This window comes from Micromonospora sp. NPDC049081 (assembly GCF_040648835.1).
GTDB classification, from domain to species: Bacteria; Actinomycetota; Actinomycetes; order Mycobacteriales; family Micromonosporaceae; genus Micromonospora; species Micromonospora antibiotica.
The window spans coordinates 1-12,385 of record NZ_JBEZEK010000035.1 but is presented as its reverse complement, the minus strand read 5'-3'; the positions used below and the strand labels follow the sequence as shown (position 1 = coordinate 12,385).

General features: G+C 72.9%; 10 protein-coding genes and 1 tRNA gene. 9 read left to right on the top strand and 2 right to left on the bottom strand.

The genetic code is table 11. The features are described from left to right. Positions 1-97: 97 nt before the first annotated feature. Positions 98-544, top strand: a complete 447-nt coding sequence (locus tag AB0B63_RS30050; RefSeq protein ID WP_357024879.1) for an SRPBCC family protein — start codon at positions 98-100, stop codon at positions 542-544. 63 nt (positions 545-607) lie between these two features. Here the strand turns inward: AB0B63_RS30050 and aceE are convergent, their stop codons facing one another. Further along, on the bottom strand, positions 608-3,346 hold the full coding sequence (gene aceE / locus AB0B63_RS30045; RefSeq protein ID WP_357024876.1) for a pyruvate dehydrogenase (acetyl-transferring), homodimeric type: 2,739 nt from the start codon (positions 3,344-3,346) through the stop codon (positions 608-610). 242 nt (positions 3,347-3,588) lie between these two features. Here aceE and AB0B63_RS30040 point away from each other — a divergent pair, with 242 nt between their 5' ends. Further along, on the top strand, positions 3,589-3,993 hold the full coding sequence (locus tag AB0B63_RS30040) for a YjbQ family protein (RefSeq protein WP_219464114.1): 405 nt from the start codon (positions 3,589-3,591) through the stop codon (positions 3,991-3,993). A gap of 95 nt (positions 3,994-4,088) precedes the next feature. Here the strand turns inward: AB0B63_RS30040 and AB0B63_RS30035 are convergent, their stop codons facing one another. Then, positions 4,089-5,756, bottom strand: coding sequence for an alkaline phosphatase D family protein (locus AB0B63_RS30035; protein WP_357024873.1), 1,668 nt, complete (start codon positions 5,754-5,756; stop codon positions 4,089-4,091). Between the two features lie 236 nt (positions 5,757-5,992). Here AB0B63_RS30035 and AB0B63_RS30030 point away from each other — a divergent pair, with 236 nt between their 5' ends. The 7 genes from AB0B63_RS30030 to AB0B63_RS30000 all read left to right on the top strand — a co-directional run bounded on the left by AB0B63_RS30030 (position 5,993) and on the right by AB0B63_RS30000 (position 12,225). Continuing rightward, positions 5,993-6,472, top strand: a complete 480-nt coding sequence (locus AB0B63_RS30030) for a MarR family transcriptional regulator (RefSeq protein ID WP_208568937.1) — start codon at positions 5,993-5,995, stop codon at positions 6,470-6,472. Between the two features lie 62 nt (positions 6,473-6,534). Further along, entirely contained in the window at positions 6,535-9,573 is a 3,039-nt protein-coding gene (locus AB0B63_RS30025; RefSeq protein ID WP_357024870.1) for a thiamine pyrophosphate-dependent enzyme, read from the top strand. A gap of 113 nt (positions 9,574-9,686) precedes the next feature. Continuing rightward, positions 9,687-10,124 carry a DUF3052 domain-containing protein gene (locus AB0B63_RS30020; RefSeq protein ID WP_091238156.1) on the top strand — a complete coding sequence of 146 codons (438 nt, stop codon included), beginning with the start codon at positions 9,687-9,689 and terminating at the stop codon, positions 10,122-10,124. A gap of 104 nt (positions 10,125-10,228) precedes the next feature. Continuing rightward, positions 10,229-10,696: a peroxiredoxin gene (locus AB0B63_RS30015; RefSeq protein WP_357024867.1), complete on the top strand. Its 468-nt coding sequence runs from the start codon at positions 10,229-10,231 to the stop codon at positions 10,694-10,696. A gap of 139 nt (positions 10,697-10,835) precedes the next feature. Beyond that, positions 10,836-10,907, top strand: a tRNA-Val gene (locus AB0B63_RS30010). 111 nt (positions 10,908-11,018) lie between these two features. Next, positions 11,019-11,378: a nuclear transport factor 2 family protein gene (locus tag AB0B63_RS30005; protein WP_357024864.1), complete on the top strand. Its 360-nt coding sequence runs from the start codon at positions 11,019-11,021 to the stop codon at positions 11,376-11,378. A gap of 58 nt (positions 11,379-11,436) precedes the next feature. Next, positions 11,437-12,225 carry an alpha/beta hydrolase gene (locus AB0B63_RS30000; RefSeq protein WP_357024861.1) on the top strand — a complete coding sequence of 263 codons (789 nt, stop codon included), beginning with the start codon at positions 11,437-11,439 and terminating at the stop codon, positions 12,223-12,225. The last annotated feature ends 160 nt before the right edge of the window (positions 12,226-12,385 follow it).

Here is a 12,385-nt window from a genome sequence, read left to right as displayed (position 1 = left end):
CTTCCGGCGTGTCTTTTTCCGAACACGTCCCAGTAAGTCCGATTTAGCGCATAGAGTGCGGAATATCGCGGATGTCCTCAGTGGGGGAAGAAACAGAATGATCCTCGTCGAACGCAGTGCGCACGTGACGGCGCCGGTGGAAGCGGTCTGGGAAGTCGTCCAGCGGGCCGAGCAGTTGCCCGCCTGGCTGGCCGGGGTCCGGGCCGCCGAGGTCCTCTCGGGGGAGGGCTTCGGCCGTCGACAACTCGTCCAGGCCGGGCGCGGCTCGGCGCACGAGGCCGAGGTGATCGCCTACCAGGAGCCCAACCTGATCGGCTGGCGGGAACGCGCCCGGGGGGCCGGTGCCCGCGCCGAGGCGCGCACCGAGATCTACGTGCAGCTCACCGCCGACGAGGAGGAGGGCGGCACGATCGTCCGACTGATCGTGGTCCGCTGGCCGGCCGGCCCGGTCAAGGGCGCCCTGCTGCGCCTCGGGCTGCGCCGGGTCGGTGCCGACCTGGAGGAGTCGCTGGCCCGGCTCACCGACCTGGCCGCCGTCGGCTGACCCGACCCGACGACGCGAAATGGCCCGGCGCACCGCGCCGGGCCCTTCGTCGTACCTCGGGGACTAGCTGTCCCCGCCGGTCTCGCCGACCGGGGCGGCGTTGACGTCGTCGATCGCGTACTTCTTGGCGGCCTCGGCCGGAACACCGGCCGGCACCACGCCGCGCAGGGCGAGCTGCCGCAGCGTCGCCACCGCCACCGACTCGGCGTCGACGTGGAAGTGCCGCCGCAGCGCGTGCCGGGTGTCCGACATGCCGAAGCCGTCGGTGCCGAGCGAGGTGTAGTCACCCGGTACCCAACGGGCGATCAGGTCCGGTACCGCGCGCATCCAGTCGCTGACCGCGACCTTCGGCCCGTCGGCCTCGGCCAGCTTCTCCTGGATGTACGGCACCCGCTGCTCCGCGCCCGGGTTGAGCAGGTTGTGCTCCTCGCAGAGCACCGCGTCGCGGCGCAGCTCCGACCACGAGGTCACCGACCAGACGTCGGCGGCCACCCCCCAGTCCTGGGCGAGCAGCTGCTGCGCCTTGAGCGCCCACTGCATGCCGGTGCCGGAGGCCAGGATGTTGGCCCGCGGCCCGTCGACCTGCGGGGCCGGCGCATAGCGGTAGATGCCCTTGAGCAGCCCCTCGACGTCCAGCTCGGACGGCTCGACCGGCTGGTGGATCGGCTCGTTGTAGACGGTGAGGTAGTAGAAGATGTTCTCCTGGTCCTCGCCGTACATCCGGTGCAGGCCACGCTCCACGATGTGCGCCAGCTCGAACCCGAACGCCGCGTCGTAGGCGACCACCGCCGGGTTGGTCGCGGCCAGCAGCAGCGAGTGGCCGTCCTCGTGCTGGAGGCCCTCACCGTTGAGCGTGGTCCGCCCGGCGGTCGCGCCGAGGACGAAGCCCCGGGCCATCTGGTCGGCCGCCGCCCAGAAGCCGTCACCGGTGCGCTGGAACCCGAACATCGAGTAGAAGATGTACATCGGGATCATCGGCTCGTCGTGGGTGGCGTACGCGGTGCCGGCGGCGGTGAACGAGGCGACCGAACCGGCCTCGTTGATCCCCTCGTGCAGGATCTGCCCGGTCGTCGACTCCTTGTAGGACAGGAACAGGTCCCGGTCGACCGAGGTGTACCGCTGGCCGTGCGGCGAGTAGATCTTCGCGGTCGGGAAGATCGAGTCGAGGCCGAAGGTGCGCGCCTCGTCCGGGATGATCGGCACCCAGCGCTTGCCGAACTCCTTGTCCTTCATGATGTCCTTGAGCAGGCGGACGAAGGCCATCGTGGTGGCCACCTTCTGCTTGCCCGAGCCGCGCTTGACGTCGGCGAACCGCTCCGGCCCCGGGATCGACAGCTTCTTGTGGCTGGTCCGCCGGGACGGCAGGTAACCGCCGAGCTGCTCGCGCCGCTCCCGCAGGTAGGCCATCTCGTCCGAGGACTCACCCGGGGTGTAGTACGGCGGCAGGTAGGGGTTGTCCTCCAGCGCCTTGTCCGGGATGTCCAGGTAGAGCCGGTCGCGGAACAGCTTGAGGTCGTCAAGCGTCAGCTTCTTCATCTGGTGCGTGGCGTTGCGGCCCTCGAAGTGCGAGCCCAGCGTCCAGCCCTTGATGGTCTTGGCCAGGATGACGGTCGGCTGCCCGGTGTGCTCGGTGGCCGCCTTGTAGGCCGCGTAGAGCTTGCGGTAGTCGTGCCCGCCCCGCTTGAGGTTCCAGATCTCGTCGTCGGACAGGTGCTCGACCATCTTGCGGGTCCGCTGGTCCCGGCCGAAGAAGTGCTCCCGCACGTACGCCCCGGACTCCGCCTTGTAGGTCTGGTAGTCGCCGTCGGGGGTGGTGTTCATCAGGTTGACCAGCGCGCCGTCGGTGTCCGCGGCGAGCAGCGGGTCCCACTCCCGGCCCCAGACCACCTTGATCACGTTCCACCCGGCGCCCCGGAAGAACGCCTCCAGCTCCTGCATCACCTTGCCGTTGCCCCGGACCGGGCCGTCCAGCCGCTGAAGGTTGCAGTTGATCACGAAGGTGAGGTTGTCCAGCTCCTCGCGGGCGGCCACGCCGATCGCGCCGAGCGACTCCACCTCGTCCATCTCGCCGTCGCCGAGGAAGGCCCAGACGTGCTGCTGGGAGGTGTCCTTGATGCCCCGGTGCTGCAGGTAGCGGTTGAACCGGGCCTGGTAGATCGCGTTCAGCGGGCCCAGACCCATGGAGACCGTGGGGAACTCCCAGAAGTCGGGCATCAGCCGCGGGTGCGGGTACGACGGCAGCCCGCCGCCCGGGTGGGACAGCTCCTGTCGGAACCCGTCGAGCTGGTCCTCCGAGAGCCGACCCTCCAGGAACGCCCGCCCGTACATGCCGGGGGAGGCGTGCCCCTGGTAGAAGATGTGGTCGCCGCCGCCCGGGTGGTTCTTGCCCCGGAAGAAGTGGTTGAAGCCCACCTCGTAGAGGGAGGCGGAGCTGGCGAAGGTGGAGATGTGCCCACCGACACCGATCTCCGGCCGCTGCGCCCGGTGCACCAGCATCGCCGCGTTCCACCGGACGTACGCCCGGATCCGCCGCTCGATGTGCTCGTCACCCGGGAACCAGGGTTCCTGCTCCGGGGTGATGGTGTTGATGTAGTCGGTGGTGGTCAGGGACGGCACCCCGACCTGCCGCTCGCGGGCCCGCTCCAGCAGGCTCAGCATGACGTACCGGGCGCGTTTGGTTCCGCGCTCGTCGATGACACCGTCGAGCGACTCGACCCACTCGCTGGTTTCTTCGGGGTCGATGTCCGGAAGCTGGCTCGGCAGACCAGCGGTGATCACCGGGCGCTTGCGTTCCGTAGCCACAGGCGTTCCCTCGGTTGTGTGTGGGATAGGTCTCTAGCGCCATCCTGCCCTCTGGTGGCACCCGTCGTCACCTCTAGCTCCCCCAGACGCGACGCTGAACACAGGTACCCGCCGGTAACTTTGCCCGGTCGGCCGCGTCGGGGCCGGCCGCCGTCGCCCCGTCGGGGTCGGCCCACCGGGGGCCCGGCCCCGACGGCCGGGGACGGCGGCGGTAACAGGTCGGATGCGGCAGAATGCGCCGTATGCGCAGCGAGGTGATCACCGTCCGGACCGGTTCCCGACCCACCGTCGTCGACGTCACGGCCGAGGCCGAGCGGTTCGTCGCCGGGCAGGGCGACGGCCTGCTGCACGTCTTCGTGCCGCACGCCACCGCCGGGGTGGCGATCATCGAGACCGGCGCCGGCTCCGACGACGACCTGCTGCGGGCGCTCGACGACCTGCTGCCCACCGACGACCGCTGGCGGCACCGGCACGGCTCGCCCGGCCACGGCCGCGACCACGTCCTGCCCGCCTTCGTCCCGCCGTACGCGACCCTGCCGGTGCTCGGCGGGCGACTCCAGCTCGGCACCTGGCAGTCGGTCTGCCTGGTCGACCCCAACGGTGACAACCCGTCGCGCCAGCTCCGATTCTCCTTCCTCCCCGGCTGACCCCGCCCCGCCCGCCCTCGCCGCCGGCCACCCGGCCGCGCCGTCGCCCGGCCGCACCGGCCCCCGGCGCGTCCCGGCCGCCGCGTCGGGGTGGCTCAGCGCAGCCCGGTCTCCGTCTCGACGGTGTACCGGTCCCGGTCCACGCCCGGCGGCAGCGCGCGGGCCGTCGTCGGCGGCCGGTCGCCCGTCTGGTGCAGGCCGGGCACCCGGTCCTCGACCACGAACGACGCCCGTGGGTACGCCGGGGCGCCCGCCCGGCTCACGTACGGCAGCACCATGAAGTCCGCGCTGAGCTGCGCCGGGGTGATCGTGGTCCGGACGAAACCGCGCAGGTCGTTCTGGAACCGCAGGTGCGGGTTGGTGCGCAGCCAGGGGTGCGAGCCGCTGGCCGAGTCGAACCCGTCCCCGCCCGAGGTGACCGAGGAGCAGACCAGCTCGGTGCCGACCGTCCGCGCGCCCGGGTCGAGGTAGTCCAGCTTCAGGTCGGCGGCCCAGTGCGCGTGCACGTCCCCGGTGAGCACCACCGGGTTGCGCACCCCGGCGTTCACCCAGCCCCGGGTGATCCGGTCCCGGGAGGCCAGGTAGCCGTCCCAGGCGTCCATGCTGGTCAGCCGGGTCGGCCCGGGGTCGCGGTCCCGGGCGGCGAAGAACACCTGCTGGGCGAGGAGGTCCCAGCGGGTGTCGGAGCGGCGGAACCCGTCCAGCAGCCACTGCTCCTGTGCCGTCCCGGTGATGGTGCGGCCCGGGTCGGCCGCCGCCGGGCAGTCCCGGTAGCCGTCCCCGCACGCCTGGTCGTCCCGGAACTGCCGGGTGTCGAGCAGGTGGAAGGTGGCCAGCCGGCCCCAGCGCAACCGCCGGTGCAGCGCGATGTCCGGACCGCGCGGCACCGAGGCCCGCCGCAACGGCATGTTCTCGTGGTACGCCTGGAAGGCGGCGGCCCGCCGGGCCAGGAAGTTCGGGTCCGGCTCCTCCGGCACCGCGCCGGCCCAGTTGTTCTCCACCTCGTGGTCGTCGAAGACCACCGCCCAGGGGGCCACCGCGTGCGCCGCCTGCAGATCCGGGTCGGTCTTGTACTGCGCGTGCCGCTGCCGGTAGCCGGCCAGTGTCCGGGTCTCCGGCCCCTCGTGCCCGCGCGGCCGGTCCGGGCCGTACTCCCGGGCGTACTCGTACTGGTAGTCGCCGAGGTGCAGGATCAGCTCCGGCGCGCTCTCGGCCAGCCGCCGGTAGGCGGTGAAGTACCCCTGCTCGTAGTGGGAGCAGGAGACGAAACCCATCGCCAGCGCGGCGGGCAGGGACGCCGGGTCGGGCGCGGTGCGGGTCCGCGCGGTGGGGGAGAGGTGCCCCTCGGCCCGGAACCGGTAGAAGTACTCCCGCCCCGGCAGCAGACCGGTCAGCTCGACGTGCACGCTGTGCGCCGACTCGGGCCGGGCGGTCGCCGTACCCCGCTGGACGACGTGCCGGAACAGCTCGTCGGCGGCCACCTCCCACTGCACCTCGACCGTCCGGTCGGGCATGCCGCCCAACCCGTCCCCGGCCAGCGGCTGCGGGGCCAGCCGGGTCCACAGCACCACCCCCTCGTGGTCCGGGTCGCCGGAGGCCACCCCGAGGGTGAACGGCCAGATCAACGGTCGGTGGCGGGCGGTGCCCACCGGGCGGGCGGGACGCCCGTCGGCGGCGTCGGCGGACGTCGGCAGACCGGCGGTCGCGCCGGCCGCGCCGAGCGCCGCGCCGGAGAGCAGGACGGTACGGCGGGACAGTGCCATGGGAACCTCCCGGGATGTGGTGCGTACCTGACCCCGGCAGCGTCGCGACCCACGGTGACCGTCAGGTGACGACTGGAGACCGTCGTCGTCTCCGCCAGCCGAACAGCGGCCGGCGACCGCCCCGGCCGGCGTGTCGGGCGGTCGTTGGTCGGGCGGCGCACCCCGACGTCGGCATCCGGCGGGCAGCGGTGTCGATCGGCCCGGTGGTGCGGTAGGCGCGGACGTACAGTCGGGGGATGACGCAGGGGGCCGGCCGCACGCAGGCCGACCGGGGCGACCGCGCCGGGTTGACCGGCGAGACGGTACGCCGGTTCCTGCACGTCGCCGACGCGATCCGGCACGACCAGGAGGCCGCTCTCGGTGCGTTGGGACTCACCCCGGCGGTGGCCCGCGCACTGTGCGAATTGGACCCGGACAGGCCGTCGCCGGCGCGTGACCTCGCCGTCCGGTTGGCGTGCGACCGGTCCAACGTGACCGCCCTGGTCGACCGGCTGGAACAGGCCGGCCTGGTCACCCGCCGGGTCGACCCGATCGACCGGCGGCAGAAGACACTGCTGGTCACCGACGAGGGCCGCCGGGTGCGGGAACGGGTGCGCGAGGCGCTGTCGGGTTCCCGGCTGCTCGTCGGATTGACCGTCGAGGAGCTGTCCACGCTGCGGGAACTGGTGGAGAAGGTGTCCGACGGGGACTGCCCGCAGCGGTGCGCGGTGGACTGACTCACCCCGGTCGCGTCGTGTCTGAGTGGGCGACCGTGGCCTCCGTCGGTAATGCTGATCGCGTGACCACCCCGCAAGATCTCGACGACCGGTTCCGGGAGACCCTGGGCGCGTTGCCCGAGCCCGAGCGGCGGCGTGACCCCGGGCAACCGGTACGGCCGGCCGCCGCGCTGACCGGGCGGCAGTTGCTCGCCCTCTTCGACGCGCAGGTGACCAGCCGTCAGCTCGACCTGGCCGGCCGCTGGCTGCGCAGCTTCGACGAGGGCTTCTACACGATCGGCTCCGCCGGGCACGAGGCGAACGCGGCGGTGGCCGCGGCGCTGCGCCCCACCGACCCGGCCCTGCTGCACTACCGCTCGGGCGCCTTCTACTGCCTGCGCGCCGCCCAGGCGGCCGGCAGCTTCCCGGGCGGCGACGGCCTGGCCGGCAGCTTCCCGGACGGTGACGCCGTGGCTGTCGACTCCCCGGGCGGCGAAGGTCCGGCCGGCACCTTCCCGGACGGCGATGGCCCGGCCGGCAGCTTCCCGGGCGGTGACGCCGTGGCTGTCGGCTTTCCGGATGGCGATGGCCCGGCCGTCGACCGCTCAGGCGGGGGCGGCGTGGCGGCGATCGGTTCCCCGCCCGCCGGCGGTGACCCCGACGACGGCACCGCCCCGGGGGCCGGTGAGCCGGAATCCCTCCACCCGGTCGGGGCACCGGACCGCACAGGTGCGTCGTCGGCCGCCGGGAGCGGCCCCGCCGGATCGTCGCCGGCAGCCGGTCCAGCGGCCGACGCCGGGGACGAACGTCCCGCGCCGGTGGGCACGACCGACCCCCTCGACGGTGATGCCTTCCCGGTCGGCCAGCCCGCCCCGGTCGGCCCGGTGGCCTACCGGGTGGGCAGCGACGGCACCACCGAGCCGGTGCCCCGGCAGCGGCCCGCCGCCCCGGAGGGCACCCCCGCCGAGCCCGCCGCCCCCGCCGCCGCCCCGGTGACTGCCGCCCCGGACCCCGCCCCGGGCAGTCCCACCGCTGCCGATCCCGTCCCCACCGCCGTGGGTCCCGTCTCCGCCGGTCCCGGTCCGGCCGGCCCCGGGCTCCCGGTGACCGGGACGTCCCCGGCAACGGCGGTCGACCCGGGACCGGGCGGGGACGACGGGTGGCAGGAGGCGTACGCCGGGGCGGCCCGGGACGTGCTGCGCGGGATGGTCGCCTCGACCCTCGACCCGATCGCCGGGGGCCGGCACAAGGTCTTCGGCCGGGCCGACCTGGCGGTGGTGCCGACCACCTCCACCATCGCCTCGCACCTGCCCCGGGCGGTCGGCCTGGGCCTGGCCCTGGAACGGCTGCGCCGGATCGACACCGCCGGCCGGCGCGACGACCCGGCCGGTCCGCCGCGCTCGCCGTGGCCCCGCGACGCCATCGTGGTCTGCTCGTTCGGCGACGCCTCGGTCAACCATGCCAGCGCCACCGCCGCGTTCAACACCGCCGGCTGGTACGACCACACCGGCCTGCGGATCCCGGTGCTCTTCGTCTGCGAGGACAACGGCCTGGGCATCAGCGTCCGGTCGCCCGAGGGCTGGGTGGAGCGGGCCCTGCGGGCCCGGCCCGGGGTGCGCTACTTCACCGCCGACGGCACCGACCCGGTGGCCGTGCACGCGGTGGCCGCCGAGGCCGCCGGCTGGGTGCGGCGGCACCGGCGGCCGGCGGTGCTGCACCTGCGGACGGTACGGCTGCTGGGGCACGCCGGGGCGGACGCCGAGCGGGCGTACCGCAGCACCGCCGAGATCGCCGCCGACGAGGCGCGCGATCCGGTGCTGGCCACCGCCCGGCTGCTCGTCGAGGCGGGGGTGGCCACCGGCGAGGAACTGCTGGCCCGCTACGACGAGCGGGGCTGGCAGGTGCGGCGGACCGCCGAGGAGGTGCTCGACGAGCCGAAGCTGACCGCCCCGGTCGACGTGGTGGCCCCGCTGTCGCCCCGCCGGCCCAAGCGGGTCGCCACGACGGTGGCGCAGGCGGCGCAGCGGGCGGCCGGGCCGGATGCGGCCGACCGGGTGGCGGCGTTCGGTGGCAAGCCCCCGGAGTTGGCCGGCCCGCTGACCCTGGCGCAGAGCATCAACGCCGCGCTCGCCGACGGGATGCTCAGCCACCCGCAGTTGGCGGTCTTCGGGGAGGACGTCGCCGCCAAGGGCGGGGTGTACGGGGTGACCAAGGGGCTGCGGGAGCGGTTCGGGGCGGCCCGGGTCTTCGACACCCTGCTGGACGAGACGTCGGTGCTGGGGTTGGGGCTGGGCGCCGGGCTGGCCGGGATGCTGCCGGTGCCGGAGATCCAGTACCTGGCGTACCTGCACAACGCCGAGGACCAGTTGCGGGGCGAGGCGGCCACGTTGCAGTTCTTCTCGCAGGGGGCGTTCCGCAACCCGATGGTGGTGCGGGTGCCGGGGCTGGCCTACCAGGAGGGGTTCGGCGGGCACTTCCACAACGACAACTCGGTGGCCGTACTGCGGGACGTGCCTGGTCTGGTGGTCGCGGTGCCGGCGCGGCCGGACGACGCCGGTCCGCTGCTGCGGACCTGCCTGGCCGCCGCCGTGGTGGACGGCACCGTCTCGGTGTTCCTGGAGCCGATCGCGCTCTACCACACCCGGGACCTGTACGAGCCGGGTGACGGTGAGTGGTTGGGGTCCTACGCCGAGCCGGCCGACTGGGCGGCCGGTCACGCGCCGATCGGCCGGGCCCGGGTGTACGGCGTCGGCTCGGCCGAGGACGTCACCATCGTCACGTTCGGTAATGGGGTGCGGATGTCGCTGCGGGCGGCGTCGACCCTGGCCGACGAGGGGATCGGCTGCCGGGTGGTGGACCTGCGGTGGCTGGCCCCGCTGCCGGTGGCGGACCTGATCCGGGAGGCGTCCGCGACCGGTCGGGTGCTGGTGGTGGATGAGACCCGGCGGTCCGGCGGGGTCGGTGAGGGGATCCTCTCGACGCTGGTCGACGCCGGATTTGTGGGAGCGGCGCGGCGGGTGGCCGCAGTCGACTCGTTTGTACCATTAGGTCCGGCTGCCCGTCAGGTGCTGGTCTCCGAGGATGCCATTACCCAGGGTGCCCGTACGCTGCTGGCACGGTAAATTCCGTTCCACCCGGTGCGCCACTTGCGCGACGGACCACAACTGTGTGGACTCTGCCTGACGGCGTCACCGCGACGCCGCTGGGCAGGGACGAGATGAGGAGGCACGCGACAGTGAGCGCGACCGCTGGTCAGGCCGCCGACGGGGTACGTCTCCTGGCGGACCGGTTCGGGATCGAACCGGGCATGGTCGTCATGGAGATGGGGTACGACGAGGACGTCGACCAGGATCTCCGGGACGCCCTGACCGACCGCTGTGGAGAACTGGTCGACGAGGACACCGACGAGGTGGTCGACGCGGTGCTCGTCTGGTACCGCGACGGAGACGGTGACCTCTTCGAGCTTCTCGTCGACGCCCTCGGTCCGTTGGCCGACGCCGGAGTCGTGTGGCTGTTGACCCCGAAGGCCGGCCGGGACGGGCACGTCGAGCCGAGTGAGGTCGCCGAGTCGGCGCAGACCGCCGGGCTCCAGCAGACCTCGACCCTCAACGCCGGCCTGGACTGGAGCGCAGCCCGGCTCGTGCTGCGCCGGGGGTCCAAGGGGCGTAAGTAGGCTCCCCGGCCGGGCCGTGGCCCAACTGAGCAATCCCGCACCCGGGGCGTCCGCGCCGGGTGTGGCAGGCTGGACCCACCTCAGACTCGACCCAAGGAGTTCGCATGCCGATCGAGGTTGGTGCCGAGGCGCCCGACTTCCTGTTGAAGGACCAGAACAACCAGGAGGTACGGCTCTCGGACTACCGGGGCAACCGCACCGTGCTGCTGGTCTTCTACCCGCTCGCCTTCACCGGCATCTGCCAGGGTGAGCTGTGCGAGGTGCGGGACAACCTCAACGACTACGTCAACGACGACGTGCAGGTGCTCACCGTCAGCGTCGACTCGATCTACGCCCACAAGATCTGGGCCGAGAAGGAGGGCTACCAGTTCCCGCTGCTGGCCGACTTCTGGCCGCACGGGGCGGTCGCCCAGGCGTACGGCGTCTTCAACGAGCTCGCCGGCATCGCCAACCGGGGCACCTTCGTCATCGACAAGGCGGGCATCGTCCGGTTCGCCGAGATGAACATGCCGGGTGAGGCGCGTGACCAGCAGAGCTGGCGCAAGGCCCTCGCCGACACGGTCGCCGCCTGACGTTCCGCGGCGGCCGCGCGTGCCGCCGTACCGGTTCCGCCGGTGCGGCGGGCGCACCGCTCGATCGGCACACCGTTGCGACGGGCCGGCGGCCGGCAGGTAAGCTTGCCAGCCACCGGCCCGCCCGCACGGGCGTTCCGGGCGCGTAGCTCAGTGGGAGAGCACTCGCCTTACAAGCGAGGGGTCGCAGGTTCGAAACCTGCCGCGCCCACCCCGCACCACAGGCACCGTGGCGATCCCGCAGGGCGGGGATCCGGCGGCTGACCGCAGTGACGGTCCCGACCGCCCTCCCGTGGAGACGTACACCGGGCATACTCGCCTGGTGGATCAGGGACGCCGGATCGCCGAGCGCATGTACGACGCGTTCAACCGCCGGGACGTGGCGGCCACCGAGACCATCTTCGCCAGCACCTTCTACAGCCATCCGTTGCGGGGCACCGGCCGGAGACGCGTGCAGCAGGCCCGGCAGCAGATGTGGGCGCAGCATCCCGACCTGAGGGTGACCCTGAAGGATCTGGTCGCGGACGGAGAGCGCGTGGCGACCCGGACCGAGATGGTCGGCCTCGCCGACGGCTCGACGGCGACGATGCTGGAGATGTTCACCTTCCGCGACGACCGGATCGTGGAGCTGTGGGGCCTGTCGGCGAAACCGCAGGCTGCCCCCGCCCGGCCCGAGACGTGAGGCGCTGCCGTCGCGGTGGGCCGGGCGACGCCCCCGGGCCCGAGGCGGGCAGACACCGGTGAGCTACGCGGACGTCAACGGGTTGCGGCTCTGGTACGAGGAACACGGTGACGGACCGCCGCTGGTGCTGTTGCACGGTGGTTACGGCTCGACGGAGACGTTCGCCCCGATCCTGCCGGCGTTGGCCCAGCGTCGCCGGGTGATCGCGGTGGATCTCCAGGGCCACGGCCGGACCGCCGACGTGGACCGACCCCTGCGGTACGAGTCGATGGCCGACGACGTCGCCGCGCTGCTACGCCACCTCGACCTGCCCGGGGCGGAGGTGCTCGGCTACTCCCTCGGCGGCGGGGTGGCGCTGCGTACCGCGATCCAGCACCCGGAACTGGTACGTCGGCTGGTGCTGGTCTCCACCCCGTGCCGGCGGCGGGGCTGGTATCCCGAGGTGCTGACCATGATGGCCGGCCAGGACGAACGGGCGGGCGAGCAGATGCGTGGTACGCCCCCGCACCAGCTCTACCAACGGATCGCCCCCCGGCCCCAGGACTGGCCGCAGCTGTGGGCCAAGTCCGGTGCCCTGCTGCGCCACGAGTACGACTGGTCGCCGGAGGTGGCCGCTCTCGCCGTACCGACCCTGCTGGTCTTCGCCGACGCCGACTCGATCCCGGTCACCCACATGGCCGAGTTCTACCGGCTGCTCGGCGGCGGCCACCGGCACCCGGGCGGAGACGGCACCGGCCGCCCCACCTCCCGCCTGGCGATACTCCCCGGCCTCACCCATCACGACATCCTCACCACCCCCCTCCTGCCCCAGCTGGTGGTCCCCTTCCTCACCCATCAGCTCCGCTGACCCCGACCCGCCGAGGTCACCCCACCACCGCCGGTGCGGTGATCAAGAGGTATTCGTCAGAAAAGCGGGGCGGTTTCTAGGCTTCAGTGCAACTGATCTTGGGTTGGGTTGGAGGTCCTGGTGGCGAAGCCGGGTGTGTTGACGTTCGGGCATCGGCAGG